This is a genomic window from Streptomyces sp. NBC_00239, assembly GCF_036194065.1.
GTDB lineage: Bacteria > Actinomycetota > Actinomycetes > Streptomycetales > Streptomycetaceae > Streptomyces.
Map to the genome: position 1 here is coordinate 201,106 of NZ_CP108097.1, position 21,513 is coordinate 222,618.

Annotated in this window: 22 protein-coding genes; 5 read left to right on the forward strand and 17 right to left on the reverse strand. The window is 72.0% G+C overall.

Annotated elements, in window-relative coordinates; all coding sequences use genetic code 11:
- Positions 1 to 6: 6 nt before the first annotated feature.
- Positions 7 to 621 carry an acyl carrier protein gene (locus OG764_RS40185; RefSeq protein ID WP_328973790.1) on the reverse strand — a complete coding sequence of 205 codons (615 nt, stop codon included), beginning with the start codon at positions 619 to 621 and terminating at the stop codon, positions 7 to 9.
- 354 nt (positions 622 to 975) lie between these two features.
- Here OG764_RS40185 and OG764_RS40190 point away from each other — a divergent pair, with 354 nt between their 5' ends.
- The 3 genes from OG764_RS40190 (at position 976) to OG764_RS40200 (ending at position 4,311) form a co-directional block, all read left to right on the forward strand.
- The gene (locus OG764_RS40190; RefSeq protein WP_328973791.1) at positions 976 to 2,211 is read left to right on the forward strand and encodes a helix-turn-helix domain-containing protein; all 1,236 of its coding nucleotides are present in this window, start codon (positions 976 to 978) and stop codon (positions 2,209 to 2,211) included.
- Positions 2,212 to 2,509: 298 nt separating this feature from the next.
- Positions 2,510 to 3,334: a hypothetical protein gene (locus OG764_RS40195; protein WP_328973792.1), complete on the forward strand. Its 825-nt coding sequence runs from the start codon at positions 2,510 to 2,512 to the stop codon at positions 3,332 to 3,334.
- Positions 3,331 to 4,311: a proline dehydrogenase family protein gene (locus OG764_RS40200; RefSeq protein WP_328973793.1), complete on the forward strand. Its 981-nt coding sequence runs from the start codon at positions 3,331 to 3,333 to the stop codon at positions 4,309 to 4,311. Before OG764_RS40195 ends, OG764_RS40200 begins: the two co-directional genes overlap by 4 nt.
- A gap of 536 nt (positions 4,312 to 4,847) precedes the next feature.
- On the opposite strand, the gene OG764_RS40205 is transcribed toward OG764_RS40200, so the two are convergent.
- Positions 4,848 to 5,612: a 4'-phosphopantetheinyl transferase family protein gene (locus tag OG764_RS40205; RefSeq protein ID WP_328973794.1), complete on the reverse strand. Its 765-nt coding sequence runs from the start codon at positions 5,610 to 5,612 to the stop codon at positions 4,848 to 4,850.
- Positions 5,599 to 6,048 carry a hypothetical protein gene (locus tag OG764_RS40210; RefSeq protein WP_328973795.1) on the reverse strand — a complete coding sequence of 150 codons (450 nt, stop codon included), beginning with the start codon at positions 6,046 to 6,048 and terminating at the stop codon, positions 5,599 to 5,601. Before OG764_RS40210 ends, OG764_RS40205 begins: the two co-directional genes overlap by 14 nt.
- Before the next feature lie 325 nt (positions 6,049 to 6,373).
- On the opposite strand from OG764_RS40210, the gene OG764_RS40215 reads away from it, so the two are divergent.
- The gene (locus OG764_RS40215; RefSeq protein ID WP_328973796.1) at positions 6,374 to 6,760 is read left to right on the forward strand and encodes a hypothetical protein; all 387 of its coding nucleotides are present in this window, start codon (positions 6,374 to 6,376) and stop codon (positions 6,758 to 6,760) included.
- Positions 6,761 to 6,979: 219 nt separating this feature from the next.
- Complete coding sequence (locus OG764_RS40220; RefSeq protein ID WP_328973797.1) at positions 6,980 to 8,116, forward strand: cytochrome P450; 1,137 nt, start codon at positions 6,980 to 6,982, stop codon at positions 8,114 to 8,116.
- A gap of 55 nt (positions 8,117 to 8,171) precedes the next feature.
- On the opposite strand, the gene OG764_RS40225 is transcribed toward OG764_RS40220, so the two are convergent.
- The 14 genes from OG764_RS40225 to OG764_RS40290 all read right to left on the reverse strand — a co-directional run bounded on the left by OG764_RS40225 (position 8,172) and on the right by OG764_RS40290 (position 21,404).
- Complete coding sequence (locus tag OG764_RS40225; RefSeq protein ID WP_328973798.1) at positions 8,172 to 8,576, reverse strand: hypothetical protein; 405 nt, start codon at positions 8,574 to 8,576, stop codon at positions 8,172 to 8,174.
- 121 nt (positions 8,577 to 8,697) lie between these two features.
- Positions 8,698 to 9,126 carry a hypothetical protein gene (locus OG764_RS40230; RefSeq protein ID WP_328973799.1) on the reverse strand — a complete coding sequence of 143 codons (429 nt, stop codon included), beginning with the start codon at positions 9,124 to 9,126 and terminating at the stop codon, positions 8,698 to 8,700.
- A 72-nt stretch (positions 9,127 to 9,198) separates the two neighbouring features.
- The gene (locus OG764_RS40235; protein WP_328973876.1) at positions 9,199 to 9,630 is read right to left on the reverse strand and encodes a hypothetical protein; all 432 of its coding nucleotides are present in this window, start codon (positions 9,628 to 9,630) and stop codon (positions 9,199 to 9,201) included.
- A 180-nt stretch (positions 9,631 to 9,810) separates the two neighbouring features.
- Entirely contained in the window at positions 9,811 to 10,020 is a 210-nt protein-coding gene (locus OG764_RS40240) for a hypothetical protein (protein WP_328973800.1), read from the reverse strand.
- Positions 10,021 to 10,109: 89 nt separating this feature from the next.
- The gene (locus tag OG764_RS40245) at positions 10,110 to 10,958 is read right to left on the reverse strand and encodes a helix-turn-helix domain-containing protein (protein ID WP_328973801.1); all 849 of its coding nucleotides are present in this window, start codon (positions 10,956 to 10,958) and stop codon (positions 10,110 to 10,112) included.
- Between the two features lie 19 nt (positions 10,959 to 10,977).
- Positions 10,978 to 11,502 (reverse strand): DUF6879 family protein, encoded by a 525-nt coding sequence (locus OG764_RS40250; protein ID WP_328973802.1) that lies wholly within the window; start codon positions 11,500 to 11,502, stop codon positions 10,978 to 10,980.
- Positions 11,503 to 11,989: 487 nt separating this feature from the next.
- On the reverse strand, positions 11,990 to 13,321 hold the full coding sequence (locus OG764_RS40255; protein WP_328973803.1) for an MFS transporter: 1,332 nt from the start codon (positions 13,319 to 13,321) through the stop codon (positions 11,990 to 11,992).
- A gap of 116 nt (positions 13,322 to 13,437) precedes the next feature.
- Positions 13,438 to 13,647: a DUF6052 family protein gene (locus OG764_RS40260; protein ID WP_328973804.1), complete on the reverse strand. Its 210-nt coding sequence runs from the start codon at positions 13,645 to 13,647 to the stop codon at positions 13,438 to 13,440.
- Complete coding sequence (locus OG764_RS40265; protein WP_328973805.1) at positions 13,616 to 14,923, reverse strand: phenylacetate--CoA ligase family protein; 1,308 nt, start codon at positions 14,921 to 14,923, stop codon at positions 13,616 to 13,618. Before OG764_RS40265 ends, OG764_RS40260 begins: the two co-directional genes overlap by 32 nt.
- Before the next feature lie 110 nt (positions 14,924 to 15,033).
- Positions 15,034 to 15,690, reverse strand: a complete 657-nt coding sequence (locus tag OG764_RS40270; RefSeq protein WP_328973806.1) for an anthranilate synthase component II — start codon at positions 15,688 to 15,690, stop codon at positions 15,034 to 15,036.
- Positions 15,687 to 17,231: an anthranilate synthase component I family protein gene (locus OG764_RS40275; protein ID WP_328973807.1), complete on the reverse strand. Its 1,545-nt coding sequence runs from the start codon at positions 17,229 to 17,231 to the stop codon at positions 15,687 to 15,689. Before OG764_RS40275 ends, OG764_RS40270 begins: the two co-directional genes overlap by 4 nt.
- A 24-nt stretch (positions 17,232 to 17,255) precedes the next feature.
- The gene (locus tag OG764_RS40280; protein WP_328973808.1) at positions 17,256 to 18,677 is read right to left on the reverse strand and encodes a phenylacetate--CoA ligase family protein; all 1,422 of its coding nucleotides are present in this window, start codon (positions 18,675 to 18,677) and stop codon (positions 17,256 to 17,258) included.
- Positions 18,674 to 19,345 (reverse strand): flavodoxin family protein, encoded by a 672-nt coding sequence (locus tag OG764_RS40285; RefSeq protein WP_328973809.1) that lies wholly within the window; start codon positions 19,343 to 19,345, stop codon positions 18,674 to 18,676. Before OG764_RS40285 ends, OG764_RS40280 begins: the two co-directional genes overlap by 4 nt.
- Positions 19,346 to 19,817: 472 nt before the next feature.
- On the reverse strand, positions 19,818 to 21,404 hold the full coding sequence (locus OG764_RS40290; protein ID WP_443056296.1) for an FAD-dependent oxidoreductase: 1,587 nt from the start codon (positions 21,402 to 21,404) through the stop codon (positions 19,818 to 19,820).
- Positions 21,405 to 21,513: the final 109 nt, after the last annotated feature.

Consider the following 21,513-nt stretch of genomic DNA (forward strand, 5'->3'; position numbering starts at 1 on the left):
TGAGGGTCAGGCGGCTCGGTCGGGGAGGCCCAGGGTCGGGCGGGGGCCACCGGTGAGCAGGCCGACGACGAGCAGCGTCTGCTCGTCCACGGTCGGCGCCGCCAGCATGTCGTGGACCGGCACCTGGACGCCGAACTCCCGCCCGACCCGCTGGACCAGACGGGTCGTCAGCAGCGAGTCCCCGCCGAGCGCGAAGAAGTCGGAGCGCCGCCCCGGGGTCGGGCAGTCGAGCAGGTCGCGCCAGGCCTGCGTCACGAAGGCCCGTACCTCGCGCACCCCGGCGGGACCGGTGCGGCGCGGGCGGGCACGGGAGCGCAGGGAGTGCACCAGTGCGACCTGGTCGCCGAGGTTGCGGCGGGACATCTCGTGCAGCGGCACGGTGACGCCGAACTCCCGGGCGATCCACCGCACCAGGCGGGTCATCAGCAGCGAGTCCCCGCCGCGGGCGAAGAAGTCCGCGTGCTCGGTCAGGTGCGTGCAGCCGAGCAGTCGGCACCAGGCCCGGGTGACGAACTCCCGTACGTCGGCGGCCTCGTCGGCCGGTTCGGCCGGGGCGGTCTGCGTGGAGCCGGGCGCCGACGTGCCGGTGGCGGCGATGACGGCAGAGCGGTCACGGGTCATTTGGGCCACTCCTGTGGGCATCGTCGGCGGCGGGCCCGCGCCTGGCGTTCACGGCGGGGCCGCACCATCGCGGACTTGGGGCGGTGGTGGGAGGTCCGTACACCTCGTGTTGCCAACCAGCGTACGACAATCACGCCAACTTGACAACGACTTGCCAAGGTTCCAGGCAACATGGCTTGCCGGAACCGGCTCGACCTCTGGTCGAGATGCGCAGGCCAGGACCGTGAAGTGCTTGCTAACCTGCAAGGTTGTTGGCTACCCTCTGGCACAACAGGATCGAAGATTGTGACACGGCAGCGGCAAGACGGTCCCTCCCGGAACCTTCGCACTCCCATACACCGTTGGGGCATACACGTGCTGGAGCAGCCATCATTTGGTCGTCGGCTGAAGCAGCTGAGGACCGAGCGTGGCCTTTCGCAGGCCGCCCTCGCCGGCGACGGAATGTCGACCGGCTACCTGTCACGCCTGGAATCGGGGGCCCGGCAGCCCACCGAACGCGCCGTGTCGCACCTGGCCGGCCGGCTGGGCATCGACCCGGCCGAGTTCGAGGAGTCCAAGGCCACCTCACTGGCCCAGAGCCTCTCCCTCGCGACCTCGCTCGACTCGGACGAGACCAGCGAGCTGCTGGCCGAGGCGCTGGAGTCCGCCCACGGGCAGGACCCCATGCTGCGCTGGCAGGCCCTGTGGCTGCTGGCCCGCTGGAAGCGCCGGCACGGCGAGCAGCACGCGGAGCGCCGCTACCTCGACGAACTCGTCGCGATCAGCGAGCAGATCGGCCTGGCCGAGCTGCGCTCCCGCACCCTCACCCAGTACGCCCGGTCGCTGCGCATCTCGGGCGAGATACTGCCCGCGGTCGAGGCGGCGACGACGGCCTACCGGCTGGCCCGTGACAACGGCCTGTCGGCGACCGACATCGCGGGCGCGCTGCTGGTGCTGGTGTCCGTCGAGGCCGAGGCGGGCCGGCTGCCCGACGCGAGCCGGCACGCGGACGAGCTGACCGACCTGGTCGAGGGCCGCACCGACACGCTGTGGGCCGAGGCCATCTGGACGGCCGGCGCGCTGCGGGTGCGCCAGGGCGAGTTCGCGGTCGCGCAGAAGCTGTTCGAGCAGGCACTGGACCGGTTCGACAGTCGGGAGAACCTGACGCTGTGGCTGCGCCTGCGGGTGGCCATCGCGGAACTGCACCTGCAGAAGTTCCCACCGGACCCGGACGCCGCGCAACGGTGCATCGAGGCCGCCGAGGCGGGGCTGCCGTTCGCGCGGACGCCGGCCCTGGAGCAGGCGCTGACCGTGCTGCGCGCCCGGCTCGCCTTCCATGAGGGCCGGCTGCCCGACGCCCGCGCCCTGGTCGACCGGCTGGGCCGCTCCGACCTGCGGCTTCCCTACCAGACCCGGGTGCGGCTCGACGTCCTCGACAACCAGCTGCGGATCCTGGCCGGCGAGGAGGACGAGGGGCTGGCGGGGCTCCAGCGGCTCGCCGTGCAGGCCCAGGAGAGCTCGAACATAGACCTGGCCGCGGAAATCTGGCGGCTGGCCGCCGAGTGCCTGATGAAGGCCCGCGGCAAGGCGCAGGAGGCCGCCCAGGCCTGAGTCGCGCACGCGCGGCGTCCGAGCGGGCGCCCGGCCGGTTTTCGGCCGGGCGCCCGCTTGCTTTTCCGGAACGCACCCTCAATATTGCCAACATGGTCAGCATTGTGGCAATGTTTTGCCTACAACTGGAAACATTCGACGTCCCACTCGGCAGCACACTCCAACCAGGGGGTGGAGGAGCATGACGATCGCGAGCTTGACCAGGGGAGATACGCACGTCGCCGTGTTGGTGGACGCTCAGAAGTCTGGCAATCTGTTGCCAAAAGCATTTGCCAAATGGGGTGTCCGGACGGTTCACGTGGAGAGCGCCCCGGGCCCGGCGGAAGAAGCGGCCGCCGCCCGGCTGGCCCCGTACACCCCGCTGTGCGTGATCGCCTGCCAGGACTCCGGCGATCCGCTCGCCCACGCCCTGTCCCGGAGGTTCGGGCTGCCCGCCAACGGCGCCGGCGCGCCCCGGCTGGGCACGTACGCGCGCGGCCGCGGCGCCGAGTACACGGTCGACACCGTCTCCCGGTCCGGGCGCCGCCACGTCACCGCCGTCCGCCGGCTGCACACCCGCCGGCAGGGCCTGCGATCCGTCCACGGCCACACCTCGCTGATCGCCCCCGACCACGGACCCGCGCCCGCCCTCATCGGGTACGCGCACGAGGTCCTCGACGCGCTGGGCATCGACCACGGCCCGGCCCACGTACGGATCCTGCTGACGGCAGCCGGGCCGGCCCTGCTGCACGCCTCGCCCCGGCTCGGCGACCGGGTCCTGCCCGGCTACGACGACGTGTGCCTGGGCGCCAACCAGGCCGACCTGACGGCGCTCGCCTACCTGGCGCCGCATGAGTTCCTCGACCGGTGGGCCGGGCGCACCTACGCCAAGCTGTGCGAGGCGCAGGTCGTCGACGCGGCCGCCGACGCGCACGGCGCGGTCGACGGCACCCTCGCCCGGCTCGACCGCGCGGTCGCCGACGAGATCGCGGCGCTGCCGTCCGTCTACTGCCTCGACACCCGGCCGCTGCCCGGCGGGGTGCGGCCGGTGGCGTACACCCTGCACGCCTCGCGCCTCCAGCTCCAGCGGGACCGGCGCCGGATCCGGCAGTTGCTGTCCCGGGCGGCCGGGACCGGGCGATGACGACGATGAACGAGTCCTCGCAGCGCGCCCTGCTGGAGGCCGCGGCGGAGGGCCTGCGCAAGATCGCCACCGACACCCGCAGCCTGGCCGCCTTCGCCGCCCCCGGCTCGGCGCTGCGCGAACTGCTCTCCCCCGCCGCCCGCCGCTACGTACTGGCCCCGGACCGGGCCGGTTTCCTCACGGAGGCGGCGCAGTTGCGCGCCAAGGGCTACCGGGTGACCGCCGAGTTCGCGCCCGCCGACCACGACGGCGACGACCCCGCGCACGCCGAGCGGGCCGTCGTCGAGCACCTGGCGCTGCTCGCCCAGGAAGGGGCCCCCGACCAGGTCGGGTTCGACCTGTCCGGGATGGGGCTGGCGCTCTCCCGCGAGCTCGCCCTGGAGAACACCGGCCGGATCGCGGCGGCCGCCGCCGCCCGGGGCAGCGAGATCGTCCTCAGCATGGAGCGGTACCCGTCCGTCGACTCGGTCCTGGCCGTCCACCACGAACTGTGCGGCCGGTACCCGAACGTGGGCGTGACGCTCCAGGCGCACCTGCACCGCACCGAGCACGACGCGGCGGCGGTGGCCCGCCCCGGACGCCGGATCCGACTGGTCAAGGGGGCCTTCCCGGAACCCGCGCACATCGCGCTGGGCCGCGGGCCGGCCCTCGACGACCGGTACCTGAGCCTGGCCCGCTACCTCGTGGACGCCGGCGCCCGGCTGTCGCTGGCCACCCACGACCCGGTGGTGCTCGAAGCGGCCCGGGAGAGCGGGCTGCTGGCGCGGGTCGCCGAGGTGGAGATGCGGTACGGGGTCCAGCCGGGCCTGTTGCGTGCGCACCGCGAGGCGGGGCGCACGTGCCGCGTCAACGCGACGTACGGCACGAACTGGTGGCTCCACCTCCTCCAACGCCTCACCGAGCACCCCCCGATGGTCCTCCGCGCCCTGGCCGACATCGGCACCGTCCACGCCCCCACGACCGGCCAGACCTACTGACCCCCTACCGAGCCCGCCGACCGCACAGCAACCCCGTCGCACCCTCCACCCCCTCCGGGCCTGACCCCGCGCGCCTCCACCCCCTCCGGCGCTTGACCCCGCGCACCTCCACCCCCTCCGGCGCTTGAGGAGCGGGTCCGGGCAGAGCCCGGCAAACCCCCGCACCCTTCAGCCCCTCCGGCGTTTGAGGAGCGGGTCCGGGCGGAGCCCGGTGCCCGGCGTCAGCCGGGTTGCAGTCTTGGGGCTCCGCCCCAAACCCCGCGCCTCAAACGCCGGCGAGGCTGGATTGGGCGCTGCCCAGGCCCGCGCCTCAAACGCCGGCGAGGCTGCCAAGGCTCAGGGCGCCGGCGAGGCAGAGGCAGGCCCCGCCCAGGCCCGCCTCAAACGCCGGCGAGGCTGGGAATTGCGCCCCACCGCACCGGCAAGGCAGGCAGCCTCGAACGCCGGCGAGGCTGGGAGTTGCCGCCCGGGCGTGGCAAGGCTGAGGGGGGGCGCACCCCAGGGCGTCGCCGGGACGGGGACCGGCGCGGGCGGGGTCAGAGCGGGGGTGCGGGCCGGCGGACCGCTACGGCGGCCGCGTATCCGTCGGGGACCGCGATGTCGCCGACCCGCCAGCCCGGCGGACTGCTGACCGCCCCCGCCCCGGTCCCCAGGTAGTCCAGCGAGGGACTCCGCGCCAACCCCGTACCCAACCCCTTCAGGTACGCCTCCTTCCGCACCCACGCCCGCGCGAACGCCGCCGGCCGCCCCGCAGCCCCGCACGCGGCCAGCTCCGCCTCCTCCTTGGGGTGGAGCACCCCGGTGACCTCGTCGGCCTCCTCGGCGGAGCCGGTCGTCTGTACGTCCACCCCCACCGGCGTCGCCGCGAAGGCGAGCAGCGCCAGGTCCCCGCTGTGGGAGAGCGAGAAGTGCAGCGGCCCGGCCGGCGACGCGCAGGCCAGTGCCGGCCGGCCGTGCGGCTCGCCGCAGCACGGGCAGGGCTCGCGCCGGAACCGCACCCGGTCGGGGGTCAGCCCCAGGTGGGCACCGAGCAGCACCCGCAGCGCGATGTGCGCGGTCAGGTAGCAGCGCCGGTCCGAGGGCCGGTGCAGGGCCGCGGCCCGTTCGAGTTCGGCCTCGTCGAGCAGGGCGCGGGCGAGCGCCCCCAGGCTCGCCGGGCGGGCGGCCGCGTCCGCGAGCCAGACGTGCGGGGCGTCCTGCGGCAGGCGCAGCGGGCCGGGACGGCTGCCGAGGGTCAGCAGGCGCGGGGCGGCCGGGCCCACCGGGCTCCGCAGGACCGGGGCCAGGTCAGCACGCGGCATGGTCTTCGGCCGTCGCGGCGACGAAAGCGCAGGCGTCCACGACGGCGCCGTACGCAGCGACCCGAGCAGTCCCGCCGGCCTCACCGGCCCCGCCGGCCCCGACACCGACGGCGCCCACCCCGCCGGCCCCGCCGGCCCCCAATTCGTCCAGCACCGTCAGCAGCGCCGCCAGCAAGGCGGCCAAGCGGCCGCCGTTGTCCTGGAGGAACACGGCGTGCCCCTCCCACAGCGCGGCCCGCACCTGCGGTGCGGTGGGCAGCCCGGTGCCCGCCGCCGCGGTGCCCAGCAGGCCGGCGATGCGCCGTTCCAGCGGGGTGGGGGTCCAGTCGCCGCTTCGTGCGTCCCGCGCGAGTGCGGACGTACAGGCGCGCAGGCGCGCCACCGCCGCCGGCTCCGTACCCGGCTGACCCGGCTGCTGCGCTGGGGTGTTCGGCATGGTTACTCCTCACGGAGTTCGGATTCACAGCCGTGCGGCCCCGCCGCACCGGCCCCGAAATTGCGCGGCGGCGTGAATAGGGTGCACGTATTCCACCGCACACCATCAAAGGCACGGGCCGCCACACCGGCAAGGCCACTTGGCCAAGTGTCCGGGCTATCTCGGAAAGTGCGCACGCACACTGCGCACGGAAGGAGAAGCGGCCCGCCGGAGCCCGGTTCGAGAATGTTTTTCCCGGCGGAATCGCGGCGCCCGGCGGATGTCGCGTGCCGCGGTCCCGCACCGCGCACCTGGCCCCAGCCCGACCCGGCAAGGGAGACAGCCAATGAGCGATCGTCACCGGCCCCGTCAGCAGCCCGCGCCGCCCGGCACCACCCAGCCCGACGAACCCGCTCCGGTCACCGCGGTCATGCGCGGAGCGGCCACCGCCTCCCCTTCCTACAGCGCCGCCACCGCGAAGGGCGCGGCCACCGCGCTCGTACGGATGCTGATGGAGCAGGGCGTTTTCGGCTACGACGCCCCCGCCGCGCCACCGGAACCCGAGGCCGCAGGGGTGGAGGCGACCCCCTGGGCCCGGATGCGGACGGCCGTCAACCAGGCCGAAGCCGGCCGGGACGCGGACGGCCGGACGGCCGCCCCGGTGCTCTCCAGCGCCAGCCTGATGGGCGAGATCCTCCACGAGACCGCGAGGTCGCGTGCAGTCCACCGCTGATCAGCCAAGACATCAACCCATGTGAATACGACAACACTTGGCCGGAGTCGGACAGAGGAGGTCCGCACCATGGACAGCGGTCGCGCACAGGTTTTACTACCTGAAAGAACCACGTTCGACGGTGAAGCGCAGGCGGTTCTCCGCCGCCTGCTGGAGACCGATATCAGAGCGGATCCCTATCCGCTGTTCAACCGTATCCGCGCATACGGGCCGATCTGGATGAACAGCAGCACCGTAGTGTTCTCCTCCCGTGCGGACTGTGAGGCGGTGCTGCACGCGCCGGCCGCCGGCACGTTCGGCGCCTGCCCGGGAATGCACGGGCCGGCCGGTGACACGGCGGCCTTCCCCGGCGCCCTCGATCCGCTGGAGCACACCCGGCTGCGCCGGCTGCTGTCGCACTACTTCACGCCGTGGGTGGTGCGGGACCTGACGCCCGACCTGTGCGACCTCGTCGACGACCTCCTGGACTCGGTGGCGTCCCGCGGCCGCCTGGAGGTCGTCACCGACCTGGCGTATCCGCTGGCCATGGCCGTCATCTCGCGGGTGCTCGGCATCCCGGAGGCCGACCGCGGCGGGCTGCACCGGCGGGCGCTGGCCGTCTCCCGGGCCCTGGACCCGCACCTCGCCCTGACCGGGGAGCACCCGCCCGGCCTGGACGAGCGGCGCGCCGCCGGCGCCGAACTGGACGCGTACTTCGAGGAACTGGTGCTGCGGCGGCAGGCCGAACCGGCCGACGACCTGGTGTCGGGGCTCCTCGCGGCGCCCGCCGAGAGCAGCCGCACGCCGGTACGGGACGCGGCCGCGGTCTGCCGCTTCCTGCTGGACTCCGGGTACGAGACGACCGTCAACCTGATCTCGGGCGGCATCCTGGCGCTGCTGCGCGACCCGGTCCGCCTCGACGCGCTGCGCGGCGACGGCGGGTACGCGGACCAAGTCGTGGAGGACGTCCTGCGGATGGACCCGCCGGTGCAGCTGGTGCACCGGCACGCCACCGACACGCTGGAGGTGGGCGGGACCCGGGTGCCGCGGGGCACCACCATGGTGCTGCTGCTCGCGGCCGCGCACCGGGATCCCGGGCACCCGGAGTCCGACGCGTTCGCCCCCGGCGGCGGCGCGCTGCGCCACCAGGCGTTCGGGCTCGGCTCGCACTCGTGCATCGGCTCGCCGCTGGCCCGGCTGGAGGCCCGCCTGATGCTGACCCGCTTCGCCCAGCGGGTGGCCGGCGCCCGCTTCGCCACCGGCACCCCGACCTACCGGCCGAACGTGACCCTGCGCGGGCTGCGGGCCCTGTGGGTGGACGCCGACGACTTCGGCTCCCGCGCGATGTCCTGGCAGGAGGTCCAGTCCGCCCAATAACCCCCGACCCCCGCTCCGGCCGCCCGCACCCGGCGGCCGGGGCGCAGCGGCGGTGTCAGGCTCCGGCAGGTCCCGGGGCGCCTCGTCGTCCGGCCCGCGTCACGGAGGCGATCAGGGTGGCCAGGGCGGAGGTGGCCACGAGGCTCGCCACCATGATCATGACCACGCCGACCAGGAAGAGGCCGCTGGCGTCGTCCGACCAGTCGTAGTAGGCGGCGGCGGTCAGCCCGGCCGTGGTGCCGAGCACCGTGCCCGCGACGTGGCCTCGGAAGGCGGCCCAGCACACCGCTGCCAGCAGGGTCAGTACGAGACCGATCACCTGCCAGGCCTCGTAGGGGCCGCTGACCGAGCCGTCGGGGTGTACGTCGCGAAGCTGGTCCCAGCCGAGCCAGGCGGTCCATGCCACGGCAGATGCGAGAGCGGTCAGGCAGGGGGCGAGCTTCGGTGATGTCTGGCGCATGTCCCAAGCATTCCGGCGGGCCCCGGTCCGGCGGCAGGGCTCACATACTCAGCTCCCCATGAGTACTCAGCGAGTGCCGAGCACGACCGCGGCGTTCGGTGCGGCCGCTTCCCACATCGCGTTACGCGCGGTAGATGGTGGGCTGCTCGGCCACCTGCTCCGGGGTGAGCCCTTCGACTGTGAGGTTCCCGGTCCACAGGTGGTCGCGGTTGGCGTACGTCGCCTCGAAGCCGACCCGCTTGCCTCCCGGTTCCAGCTTCCAGCTCTGGTTTTGGAAGTGCGCGAGGCGGTCGCTCCCACAGACGAACGCACGGGTGGCCTGGGTCAGGATCCATTGTGCAAGCTCAGTGTCCGTGGCGGCGGACTTCCCGCAGTTGCGGGCCATGTCCCACAGCCGGGGCCACTCGACCCCCGGTGTCAGCGGGCCGACCACACCCACGTCCCCGATCCGACGTTCGTCAAGGTGGTGGGTGGCATAGCCGAAGACGACGTCGAACATCGCGAACACGGTGACCCTGCTCTGTCCCGACAAGCTCTCATCAACTGCCATGCGGTCTAACCTCTGTTCATGGGTGAGCCCCGGGCGCATTGGCCGCACCCGGGGCTCGTCTTCCGGGGTGGATCAGCAGCCGTCGCCGTCGCCGCAGCAGGCGGGCGGGTTGCACTCCTTCGCGGCATCCCACAGCCGGTCATCGACCTGGAACCCGGCCGCCTTCACGCGGTCCACCACGGACCCGATCAGGGGGCGGGTGCGGACGGTTCCCTTGGGCTCGTGCCCGAGGAAGTACCCGAACTGCTCCTGACACCACGTGGCGTACGCCTGGGTGTGGAGCACGAACGAGTGCCAGCCGGGGTCAACGGCGTCCGACGGGGTCATGTCGAACGCACGGGTGTCGCCCATGACCTTGAGGAAGGCAAGGGCCTGGTCCACGATCCGGCGGGCGGTGGACAGCTCGTGCCCGTACTCCTCCGCGCAGAACACGGAGACCCTCTCGAACAGCTCGGGACCGACCAGGTCCCGCCCGCGCCGTAGGGCGACGGGGGATTCCAGCATCGTCGTCACGTCTGTCTTCCTCTCTCTCGACGCTCGGGCACTTACTGGGGCGGGGGCGGGAACCGGTCTCCGGGGTCGGACATGACCTCACCTCCTCTCGGGTGGTTGGGTGCCGGGCACGGAACGACCGCCGGGCGCGCTCACGGCGCTCCTCGGGCGTCATGTACTCCGCGAGCCGTCTCACGCGGCCGCCTGGCCGGGGCACGACTCGGCGTGCCGGTAGGAAGGCACGGGAACCCCGGCCGTGCGCTCGACGGTTCCCCGGCGGGCGGGCTCAAGGGCCTTGATGGGCCGGTGGCAGGCGGAGCACTCGTATCCGGGCGCGTAGGTGACGTACTCCCACTCGTTCCGGTCGTAGTCCGGGGCTTTCGCCTTCTTCGCCCTTGTCATGTCGTCCGCCTTCACGTCGCCGGGTGTGCTGACGACGGTAGGGACGGGGCCTCAGCGGGCTCTACGGTGTTGCACGCTGTTGCACCGCTTCACCCGAGTGCGGTGAGCGCTTCCCTGATCAAGGCTCGGGCCGGGGCTCCGTGGACGGCGGTCTTGGCGATAGCGGAGAAGGCTCGTAGGTAGGTCTTGATCTCGCCGGGCGCGGTCAGGTTGATCTCTGCCGTCAGCGTCTCGACGGCCACCTGTTGATCGTCGAAGACGTAGAACGCTTCGAGCGGCCAGACGATCCGGGGGGCGGTCCTGGGGATGATCCCGAGGGAGACATTCGGCCGGCGCATCACTGTCAGGAGCGCTTCGAGCTGCTCCGCCATGGCTTCGGGCTCGCACACGAGGTAGTACAGAACGGATTCTTCGAGGAGCAGGGCGAAGCAGTGGTCACCTTCCCGGATCACCCGGGAGCGGTTGAGCCTGGCCTGTACGGCGTCGGCCACGTCGTCGGGCGTCCCCTGGAAGCGCGTGATGCCCTTCAGGAGCCCTGTGGCATATCCGGCTGTCTGGAGCATCCCCGGGACGACGTTCGAGGCATAGACGCGGAAGGAGCGGGTCCGCTGGTAAAGCGGTGTGGTCTTCTCGTGGATGCGTCGCATGCCGTCACGGTGGATCTGCCTCCACTCGGTGTACATGGACTCGGCGTTCCGGGAGGCCGCGATGATGTCCGCCGCCTGGTCCGGGGCTCCGCAGGCTGCGCACCACGCCCGGATGTCTGCGTCCGAGGGCGGGGTGATGCCACGAGCGATGCGGGACGACTTGGCTCGGTGCCAACCGCACTGGACGGCCAGCTCGTGCCCTGAGAGCCCAGCGTCCTTCATGAGCCCTTGCAGGCGGACGGCGACGGCTTTGCGTGCAGCCTGGGCGCTGGAGAACGGAGACGTGGGCATGAGCTGACCGGGCCAGGAATCAGACGGTGTACTTCTCGTGCGGGATGCCGCGCTCCCACACCGCTTCGAAAGCTGCCGTGCACTGTGCCGCCACGACAGGGTCTTCGGTCTGGTCGGTATGCACCCACCGGCCGAGGCCGTCGAAGATGTTGAACTGGACCAGCCGCCCGTCGAACAGCCAGTAGTCGTTACCGGGCAACAGCAGGTCGGATGCCTGGCGGCGCGGGAGCCAGCGGATCTGCTCCCCGGCCGCAATATTGGTGAACGTGAACGAGTGCTCGTACGCGATGTAGTCGCTGACCGGCTCCGAGACGATCCGGGCCCGCCTGATCAGCACACCCTTGGCAGTGACCTCCTGCACGAGGTCGAGCCACGGCCGCCACCAGGAGGCGCGATCGTCCGGGTTCAGCCGGTGACCCTGCTTCCACGCGGCGAAGCCCTCGATCTCGTTGTCCACGCCGTAGCCGTCTCGCATCTCCAGATGAAAGGCCGACTCCCGAACCGACCTGATGAGGTCGGAGAAGTCAGTCAGACTCTGCGACACGAATGGCCTCCTTGAGCAGCGGGATCATCCTGGGCTCAAGGACGATCAAGGCTTCATCAACGGACCGGGGCGCGTCAGCCGAGGTTCGACTGAGCGTGTCAGCGTCCGCCCGTCGCCCCTGCACGAGGATGCGTCGGTCGTCCACCCACACGGCCGGACATCCGTGATCGCCAGACTCTGGATCTTTACCGATGAACCGTAAGGCCATGGTGGCCCTCCCTGTCGAGCGCGTTGCGCCTGGTTGCAGGCTCACTCTGGGGGATGCGTCTGGTCAAGGAGGCTGGAACAGCAGAAACCCCCCGCAAGCGCTGCTTTCAGTGCAAGAGGTCGTTACTGCACCCCGTTTGCAGGGAGTTGCAGCAGTGGACTTCGAGCGGGCGCCTGGTCAGCCGGCTCCGGGACCGGGTGGGGGTCGTGGCACGGGTGGTGAAGGAGCAGACCGCCCCCTCGTGCCCTGGGCGTGAGGGGGCGGGGAGCGGGCGGGGTCTCAGCTGGTCGGGACCGCGTGCAAGGGGCGGGGCGGGGTCGTGCCGCGGGCGGGTAGGGAGCGGGCTACGGTCGCGGCGGGCCAGGCGAGGAGGACGACCGTCATCAGGCCGGCGATGAACCAGGCGGAGGCGTCGCGTTCGCCGGCGTACGCGGCGAGCAGCGGGCCGATGCCGCCGAGCAGCGCGGTGGTCGTGGCGTGCGGCAGGCCGATGCCCAGGCCCCGGACCTCGGGCGGGAAGATCTGCGCGAGCACCTTGGGCAGCACCACGGTGACGCAGCCGAGGAAGAACACGCCGCTGCCGTAGGCGAGGACGAGCCGGCCGAAGGTACCCGTCACGGTGAGGTACCCGTACGAGCCGAGGGCCGCGAACACGACGCTGGAGGCGGCGAGGAAGCGGCCCGCGTCGACGCGGTCGGCGAGCGCGCCGAGCAGCGGCTGGAGCGCGATCATCGAGCCGGTGACGGTGACCGCGACCGCGAACATGGTCTGCGAGCCGGCCAGCCGGTGGCCCATCGCGGGCACGGCCGTCGACCAGGTGCCGCCGACCGCGCCGAGGCCGCCGACGAGCGCCGCGGCGAGCAGCACCTGGCGGCCGTGGCCGCGCAGCACGTGCCGCAGCGAGCCGCGGGTGGCGCGGCTGCGGACCTCGCGGCGGAAGACCTCGGTCTCGGCGAGGCGGCTGCGCAGCACCAGCAGGACCGCACTGAACACCCCGCCGAGCAGGAACGGCACCCGCCAGCCCCATGAGGTCATCGTCTCGGAGCCGAGGTTCGCGGTGAGCGCGCCGCCGAGCAGGGAGGCGACGAACGCGCCGGCCATCGTCGTCATCGAGAACAGGCTGCCGTACAGGCAGCGGCGGCGCGGCGGCGCGACCTCCATCAGGTAGGTGGCGGCGGCGGTCCACTCGCCGCCGGAGGAGACGCCCTGCGCGAGGCGGGCGATCAGGAGCACCAGCGGGGCGATGATCCCGATGTGCTCGTAGGTGGGGACGACGCCGATCAGCAGGGAGCCGCCGCCCATCAGGGCGATGGCCACCATCAGGGCGGGCCGGCGGCCGCGCCGGTCGGCGAGCTTGCCGAGCAGGATCCCGCCGAGCGGCCGGAACAGCATGCCGGTCCCGTACACGGCGAACGCGCCGAGCAGGGAGGTGACCGGGTTGTCGGAAGGGAAGAACTGGGCCGCGAACAGCGGCGCGAACAGCCCGTAGGCGAGCCAGTCGAAGGACTCCACGAAATTGCCCACCACCGTCGCCACGACCGAGGTGCGGCCGGGGCGGCCGGGGCGGCCGGGTCTGGACTGGTGGACGCGACGGTGGCTGACGACAGACATGGAGCCCCCCGGCTCTGGTGCTTACGGCTCTGATGCGTACGGCTGTGGTGCTTACGGCTCTGATGCGTGCGGTTCCGGGACGTCCGGTACCGGAACGTGCGGTTGCGGGACGTGCGTCAGGCGGCGAGGACGCCGGCCGGTTCCCGGTAGTAGTCGAACTCCACGGCCTGCCCGTCGAGGGCGGTGCGCAGTTCGGCGAGCGCCGCCTTCACCGCGGCCCGTACGGCGGGTTCGCCGCAGCCGAGGGCCAGGTCTTCGAGGGCGCGGTAGGTCTCCAGGAGCCGCTGCTCCTGGTCAGCCGTGAGCGGTGAGTTCTCGTTCGTCATGGAGTCGTGCCGCCTTCCACAAGGATCGGGGCAGGCTGCCGGCTTCGGTCAGCTCCACCTGCGGGCGTATGCCTATCTCGCGTTTGAATTCCTCGCCGATGCGGGCGACGAGCGTCTCGGCGGCCGCGCCGACGGCGTCCGTCTCGACCTTCACGTGGATGGTGTCGAGGCCGCGGACGGTGCGGATCGCGGAGTGGAACTCGCGGACCTCCTCGAAGCCGCGCAGCACGTCCTCGATCATCACCGGGGTGATGGACACCCCGCGGATCTTGCGCATGTCGTCGACGCGTCTGAGGATGCCGCCGTCGTAGAAGTCCCAGGTGCGGCCGCATCCGCAGTCGCTGTACGGGCGCTTGACGACGACGTCCTCGGTCCAGTGCCGGAAGAGCTGGATGCCCTCGCGGGACAGGCCGGTGGTGACGCGGACGCCCTCCTCGCCGTAGCCGACGGGCTGCCGGGTCTCGGGGTGCAGGACCTCGTCGTAGCAGGACGGCTCGTTGATGTGGCAGGCGTTGCGCCGCGAGGGGCATTCGAACATGAAGACACCGCCGAACTCGGTGGTGCCGGCCGCGTTGAAGACGCGGGCGCCGAAGGCCTCCTCGATGGTGCGCGTCGTGAAGTCCGAGCGGGGCTCGGCGCCCGCCAGGATCACCTTGACGTTGGCCTCGCGGGCCAGGTCGATGCCCATGTCGCCGGCGGTCTCGATGAGGCGCATGGCGTAGCTGGGCGTCAGACCGAGGACCTCGATCTGGTAGTCGACCAGGAGCCGGATCCGGGTGCGGGAGTCCAGGCCGCCGGCGGGGACGACGGTGCAGCCCATCCGCTCCAGGGCGTAGTGCATGCCCCAGAAGCCGGCGAACAGGCCGTAGCCGAAGGCGACCAGGCCGCGGTGGTGCGGGCGGACGCCGTTGGCGTGCAGGGCCGTGCAGAAGGTGTCCACGCACCAGGACCAGTCGCGTTCGGTGTCGAACGTGCGGATCGGGGGGTTTCCGCTGGTTCCGCTGGTCTGGTGGTGGCGCACGCCCAGCTCCGGCGGGAGCGAGGGCCAGCTTCCGTACGGCGGGGCCACCGCCTCGGCGGCGAGGAGGTCGGACTTGTGGAGCAGGGGCACCCGGGCGGCGTACTCCTCGGGAGTGGTGATGCCGTCGGGTATCCGCTCGCTCCAGAACGGCGAGTTGCGCCGGGCGAACGCCATCGCGCGCTGGAGCCTGCGCCACTGCCAGTCGACCAGCTCCCGGCGCGGCATCGTCTCAGCCTTGCTGTTCCAGTACTCCACAACCCCTCCGATGCAGTGCGCCGGCACCTATGGCCGAAATCCTCGGTTCGGCGGGCGTCCGGTGCATCTTCAGGAGTGCGGTTTCGGGGGCCGGGGCCCCGCGGCCGCCGTCAGGCGGCCGCGGAGGCCTCGGCGCCGGCGTGGAAGGCGCGCACGCCCGCCAGGAAGTTGGAGATCAGGGCCATGCCGTGCTCGGTGCGGAAGCTCTCGGGGTGGAACTGCACCGCTTCCAGGGGAAGCGTCCGGTGCCGCAGCCCCATCACGTAGCCGTCGTCGGCGGACCTGGCGGTGATCTGGAGGACGGCCGGCACGGTGTCCTCCGGAACGACCAGCGAGTGGTAGCGGGTGGCGTCGAAGCCGGGCGGCAGCCCCGCGAACAGGCCCCTTCCATCGTGCTCGATCGGGCTGGTCTTGCCGTGCATCAGCCTTTTGGCCGGAACGACGCTACCGCCGAAGGCCCGGGCGATGGCCTGGTGTCCCAGGCACACGCCGAACAGCGGCAGTTCGCCGGCGAGGGCGCGCACGATCTCGACGTGCCCGGAGGTGTCGGGGTGGCCGGGGCCGGGTCCGAGCAGGATCGCGTCGGGCCTCATCAGATGTACCTCGTCGAGGCGCAGCACGTTGGAGCGCACCATGACGGGTTCGGCGCCGGCGGACATGAGGTACTGGCGCAGGATGTCGACGAAGCTGTCGAAGGCGTCGACGACCAGGATCCGGGTGGGCCGCTCCGGGGCCCGGCGGGCCCCCTCGGGGAAGCTCAGCGTCACAGCAATTCCTTTCCGGCCACTGCCCAGTGGGCGGCGCTCATCTTTGCCAGCGTCTCTCTCCATTCGGATCCGGGCACGGAGTCGGCGACGATGCCGGCGGATGCCCTGGTGCGGTAGGTGCCGTCGCGGTGGAAGAGGGTGCGGATGCACAGTGCGAGGTTGGTGTAGCCACCCACGTCGATCAGGCCGAGGGCGCCGGCGTACAGGCCGCGGCGGGTGCGCTCGACGGACTCGATGATCTCCATGGCGCGGATCTTGGGGGTGCCGGTCATGGTGCCGGCGGGGAACAGGGCGGGGACGATGTCGTAGACGTCGGCGTCGGCGGTCGCCTGCCCGTGGACGGTCGAGACCAGGTGCAGGACGTGCGAGTAGCTCTCGACGGTGAGCTGGTCGGGGACCTCCAGGGTGTCGGGGCCGCAGATCCGGCCGATGTCGTTGCGGCACAGGTCGACGAGCATGGTGTGCTCGGCGATCTCCTTGGGGTCGGACCGCAGCCGGTGGGCGGCGGCCAGGTCGTCGGCCTCGTCGCCGGAGTCGCTGCGCGGCACGGTGCCGGCGATGGGGCGCATCGTGACGGTGCCGTCCTCGATGCGGACGAACAGCTCGGGGCTGGCGCCGATGACGCGGTGGCCGGCGATGCTGCTGAGATACATGTACGGCGAGGCGTTGCGGCGGCGCAGCCGCCGGTAGACGTGGACGGGGTCGATGGCGGAGCGGATGGACAGCTCGTGCCCGATCTGCACCTGGTAGATGTCGCCGACCGCGATGTGCTTGAGGCAGCGTTCGACGTCGGCGTGGAAGACGTCGGGGTCGGTGTCGTCCTCGACGTGCGACTCGGGGACGTCGGGGTCGGTCTCCGGCTCGGGGTGGGTCTGCTCGCACCGGTCGAGGAGCGTGGTGACCTCGTCGGTGTCGAGGGCCGGCCAGTACGGGGACTCGTGGAGGAGGAGTTCGGACTCGTCGGTGGCCAGGTCGGTGACGAGGCAGCCCTGGTGCAGGACGAGGTGGATGTCGGGCAGGCCGGGGCGGGCGTCGATGAGGCGGGGCAGTTCCTCGACGTAGCGGATGGTGTCGTAGCCGAAGTAGCCGAGGAAGCCGAAGGTGAAGCGGCTCGCGGAGCCTTCGGCGTCGAAGAGCGCGGAGGCGGCGCGCAGCAGCGGCCACAGGTCGTGGGGGGTGCGCAGGCGCAGCCCGGTGAAGTCGGCGTCGGGGTCGGGGAGGAGGCCGGTGTCGGGGTCGTCGGGGTGGTCGGGGGTGTCCAGGAGGTGGCGTACCGCGCCGAGGAGGCTGCGGCGCAGGGCCGGGTTGCCCTCGATCGTCACGGTCTCCTCGGTGACCGAGAGGGACAGCAGCGAGCCGAAGCCCAGGAACCGGTACCTGCGGTCGCCGGCCGGGCCGGCCGCGGATTCGAGCAGGTAGACCTCGTCGGTTCCGTACCGGTCGGCCAGGGCGCAGTAGGCGGGCAGCATCGCGAGCTGCCTCGTGGTGTGCCGGTGCGTCGTCACGGGGACGCGGGCCGGCACCTGGCGCGGGTCAGTCATCCTTGGTCCTCGGTCGTCGGGGGGTCAGGTGGTGATCGCGTAGCGGTGCGCGACCCGGCGGGCCGTCAGCACCGCCTTGTCGGGGCCGGACCGGTTGTCGAGCACCCGGGCCGCTTTCCAGCTGACGAAGGATCCGGTGTTGGTCACCGGGTCGAGGTCGGTGTCGACGACGATGTCGGCGTGGGCTCCGGTGCGGCGGCGCAGCCGTTCGGCGACGCCCGCGCCGATGGCGGCCCGGTCCCCGGCGGCGCCGGGCATCAGGTCCATCCGTACGGTGACGGCGTCGGTGCCGTCCGCGTGGCGGTCGATGACGACCTGGTAGCCGAGGCATCCGCGGACGCCTTCGAGTACGGCGGCTTCCAGTTCGGCGGGCTGCAGCATGGCGTCGCCGAGCGGGATGCGGTCGGCGACCCGTCCGATGACGTCGACGACGGGGCCGGGCAGTCCGGCGCCGGGCGGCGCGGGCGTGATCCTGGCGAGGTCGCCGGTGCGGTAGCGGATCAGCGGTTTGGCGCCGTCGACGAGCATGGTCAGGACGAGTTCGCCCTCGCCGTACTCGCCGAGTACGGCGCCGGTGTCGGGGTCGATCAGCTCGGCCAGGTAGTTGGGCTGGGACAGGTGCAGCCGGCCGTCGGGGGCGCCGGTGGCGATGCACAGCGCCTCCTGGGACCCGTAGAGGGTGGGGCGGACCACGGCGGCGGGCCATACGGAGGAGACGTTGGCGGCGAACTGCGGGGTGCAGATCTCGCCGAGCACGAGGAACAGCTTCACGGGCAGGTCGGCGGGGTCGTAGCCGTAGTGGACGGCGGCCTTGGCCAGGCTCAGGCACAGTGCCGGGGCGCACACGATCACTTCGACGTTCAGCTGTTCGATCAGGCGCAGTGCCTTGGCGAAGCCGACGCGCGGGGACTCGGGCCAGATCTTGACGTGGCAGGCGCCCAGCGCCGCGGTCACGTCGGTGAACACGTCGCCGAACGCGTACAGCTCGGAGGGGCCCATCAGCCCGACGACCGGCATGCGGTCCCCGAAGCGGTCCTCGAACAGGCGCCGCCAGGACTCCTCGACGGCCGCGTTGGAGGTGGCGATGTCCTTGGGGCCGCGCGGGCAGGGTGTCGAGGCGCCGGTGGTGCCGGTGGTCTCGTAGTAGATGCTCGCCTCGGACAGCGGCCCGGACAGCACGTCGTGCATCTCGCGGCGCAGGTCGTCCTTGGTGGTGAACGGCAGCTGCGCGAGGGTCTGCGGGGTGACGGCGTCGAGGTCGGTGCCGGCGAGGTGGCGGCGGTAGAAGGGCGAGCGGTCGGTGACGTGGCGCAGCACCGTGGTCAGGCGTTCGGCGCGCCAGCGGTCCCAGTCGTCGCGGTCGAGGGTCCCGTCGTAGAAGGAGCCGCTGAAGCGCTCGTACGTGGCGAGGAAGCCGGCCAGCTCGGGTCGGGCGGCGGTGCTCACTCCTGCACCTGCAGTTCGTTGAGGGCGAGGCCGACGCGCTCGTTGGTCTCCTTGGCCGCGAGGAGGTCGTCGCGGCCGGTGAGCCGGCGGTGCTCGCGCAGCAGCTCGATCATGTCGGCCATCCGGTCGACGAGGCGCTCCACGTTCTTGAGGCCTTCCTCGTCCTTGGCCGCGTCGCCGCGGTGCAGGGCGTGCACGGTGGCGGGGAAGCCGCTGCCGACCACGATCATGCGGTTGAGCAGGGCGTTGACGGTGAGCTGGGCCCACACCTCGCCGCCGCTGTAGCGGCGGGCGACGGAGATGACGCCCGCGACCTTGTTGCTGAGGGGGCGGTCGAAGCGCAGGTAGCCGACGCCGGCCCGCTCGATGAAGGTCTGCATCAGGCTGGCGGTGCCGAAGCCGTGGACGGGCGCGGCGAAGATGATGCCGTCCGCGGCGACCATCTTGGCGACGACCTGCGGCACGCCGTCGGTGACCGCGCACGGGATGGTCCGGTCGTTGCAGTCGCCGCAGGGGCCGCAGCGGTCCATCTTGATGTTCCGCAGGTCCACGGCCTCGAACTCGAAGCCGCGGGCCTCGGCGGTGGCGGCGGCGAAGCGGAGTACGTCGGCGGTGTTGCCGTCCCGTTCGGATCCGTTGATCGCGAGGATTTTCGGCGGTGCGGTCACGAGATGCCTCCCCTGGAAGGAATGGGCTGCTGCGGTGTGCGGCGGGCGCGGGCCGGCTGTGGCCCTTGCAGCGGACCGGACGGCGCGGGGCGCGTCCGAGCTGCGCGGAGGTCCGCGGCGAGGCCCGCCACGCGTCGTGTCCAGCTGTGCGCTGACCCCTCCGACTTCCCGAAATCGTCACTTCTCGGGGATGCGGGGCGCATCTCCTTAAGTGCTGTGCCGTGAACGCGGAATCCCTTGACAGGAAGGGGGGGTCGGGGGTTCGGATCCGGGGCCGCGCGGCGTCCGGGGAGGGCGCGGGAACGCGAAAAGCCCCGCCGCCCCGCACACGGGCGCAGGGCCGGTGTGCGGGGCGGCGGGGCGCGTCCGCGCCGCGTCGTCGGGGCGGCGGGGACGGCTTCCCAGGAGGGCTCGGCGGGCCTCAGCGGGCCTCGGTGGGCCTCTCAGTGGGCCTCAGGCGGGCTCGGGAGGGTCAGGAGGCCTCGTCGGGCAGCCGGACGGACAGGTCGTGGTGGAACTCGTCGCGGGGGTCGTAGCGCTTCTTGACCGCCTGCAGGCGCGGGTAGTTGTCCTTCCAGTACAGCGTGTACCAGGGCACCCCGGAGGTGTTGAGCTCCGGGTCCGCCAGGTCGGAGTCCGGGTAGTTGATGTACGACCCGTCGTTGATCTCGTTGGGCACCGGGACACCGCCGGTCTCCGCGTACACGTCGCGGTAGAACGCGCGGAGCTTGCCGATGTGGGTCTCGTCCTCGGCCTCGTTGCCCCAGACGGCCATGAAGGCCGCCTTGAGGATCGAGTCGCGCTGGGCGATCGCGGTCGCCTCCGGCGCCACGCTGTTCACCTGGCCGCCGTAGCCGATCAGGATGAAGTGGTAGGGCTGGTTCTCGCCCTCGGTGGTGAGGTGCTTGTAGACCTCGCCGATCTGCTCGTCCTTGTAGCCCTTGCGGAGGTAGGCCGCCTTGATCTTGATGCGGCGGACGTCCGGGGTGCCGAGGTCGCCCCAGTTGGGGTAGGCGGAGAAGAAGAGCCACGGCTTGAGGGTCTCGTTGCGGAACGGTTCGACGTCGATGCCCTCGGAGACGGCGGCGAAGTAGTCGTCGATGACGTCCTGGCCGCCGGGCACGTCGTCGTCGACCATCGCGCCGATCGACAGGATGCCGCCCGAGCGGTGCGAGGCGTAGAAGAAGGCCATGATCTGCGCGCCGGCCGAGCCGGGGGCGCTGTTCTTCTCGAACCAGTTGCCGACGTTGTTCAGGATCCGGGTGAAGTCCTTCTCGGACACCGCGTCCCACGGCCACGCGAGGATCTTGGTGTGCCACTTGCCGGGCGCCTTGGGCAGCAGCTCGGCCGGGTCGGAGGACGTCGCGCCGGGCGAGCGGACCCAGTAGCGGGTCACGACGCCGAAGTTGCCGCCGCCCGCGCCGGTGTGGCCCCACCACAGGTCGTGGTTCGGGTCGGCGGGGTCGTTGGTGGCGACGACGGCGCGGGCCCGGCCGTCCTCGTCGACGACGACGACCTCGACGGCGGACACGTAGTCGACGACCGAGCCCAGACGGCGCGACAGCGGGCCGAAGCCGCCGCCGACGAAGTGCCCGCCGACCCCGACCTCGGTGCACTCGCCGGCCGGCAGGGTCACGTTCCAGCCCTTGAACAGCGTCCGGTAGACGTGGCCGAGGGTGGCGCCCGCCTCGATGGCGAACGCGCGCTGCTGCGGGTCGAAGTAGACGCGGGTCATCTCCGACATGTCGAGGAGGGCGCCGCCGTCGCGGGACGCCGCGCCCTCGAAGCCGTGGCCGCCGCTGCGGACGGTGACCCGCTTGCCGTCGGCGACGGCCCGGCCGACCGCGTCGACGACGTGCTCGGTGGTCGTCACGACGGTCACGTAGTCGAGGTTGCCGACGAACCGGTGGTTGCTGCCCCGGCGCAGGCTCTCGTAGCGCGGGTCGTCGGCAGTGATGACGGACGGCCCGAGCGTCGAGACGAACGCCTGCCCGGCGCCGGCGGCCGCACCGGTCTGGGAAGCCTGCTCCGTCGGGGATGGGCGCTCCGCTTCGGTCACGTTCCTACCTCCACACTCATGCGGCTCCGTCGGCGTCACCGCGCGATGATCCAGGTCAACTCGATGAAGGGAAGCCTGCACGCGGGCCGGACGCGGTGTCTTCTCCCGC

What these genes read in the sequence shown, in the direction of transcription:
- OG764_RS40185 (WP_328973790.1), bottom strand. Translation starts at nt 621, where the DNA reads ATGACCCGTGACCGCTCTGCCGTCATCGCCGCCACCGGCACGTCGGCG.
- OG764_RS40200 (WP_328973793.1), top strand. Translation starts at nt 3,331, where the DNA reads ATGACGACGATGAACGAGTCCTCGCAGCGCGCCCTGCTGGAGGCCGCG.
- OG764_RS40205 (WP_328973794.1), bottom strand. Translation starts at nt 5,612, where the DNA reads ATGCCGCGTGCTGACCTGGCCCCGGTCCTGCGGAGCCCGGTGGGCCCG.
- OG764_RS40210 (WP_328973795.1), bottom strand. Translation starts at nt 6,048, where the DNA reads ATGCCGAACACCCCAGCGCAGCAGCCGGGTCAGCCGGGTACGGAGCCG.
- OG764_RS40215 (WP_328973796.1), top strand. Translation starts at nt 6,374, where the DNA reads ATGAGCGATCGTCACCGGCCCCGTCAGCAGCCCGCGCCGCCCGGCACC.
- OG764_RS40220 (WP_328973797.1), top strand. Translation starts at nt 6,980, where the DNA reads ATGAACAGCAGCACCGTAGTGTTCTCCTCCCGTGCGGACTGTGAGGCG.
- OG764_RS40225 (WP_328973798.1), bottom strand. Translation starts at nt 8,576, where the DNA reads ATGCGCCAGACATCACCGAAGCTCGCCCCCTGCCTGACCGCTCTCGCA.
- OG764_RS40230 (WP_328973799.1), bottom strand. Translation starts at nt 9,126, where the DNA reads ATGGCAGTTGATGAGAGCTTGTCGGGACAGAGCAGGGTCACCGTGTTC.
- OG764_RS40235 (WP_328973876.1), bottom strand. Translation starts at nt 9,630, where the DNA reads ATGCTGGAATCCCCCGTCGCCCTACGGCGCGGGCGGGACCTGGTCGGT.
- OG764_RS40240 (WP_328973800.1), bottom strand. Translation starts at nt 10,020, where the DNA reads ATGACAAGGGCGAAGAAGGCGAAAGCCCCGGACTACGACCGGAACGAG.
- OG764_RS40245 (WP_328973801.1), bottom strand. Translation starts at nt 10,958, where the DNA reads ATGCCCACGTCTCCGTTCTCCAGCGCCCAGGCTGCACGCAAAGCCGTC.
- OG764_RS40255 (WP_328973803.1), bottom strand. Translation starts at nt 13,321, where the DNA reads ATGTCTGTCGTCAGCCACCGTCGCGTCCACCAGTCCAGACCCGGCCGC.
- OG764_RS40260 (WP_328973804.1), bottom strand. Translation starts at nt 13,647, where the DNA reads ATGACGAACGAGAACTCACCGCTCACGGCTGACCAGGAGCAGCGGCTC.
- OG764_RS40275 (WP_328973807.1), bottom strand. Translation starts at nt 17,231, where the DNA reads ATGACTGACCCGCGCCAGGTGCCGGCCCGCGTCCCCGTGACGACGCAC.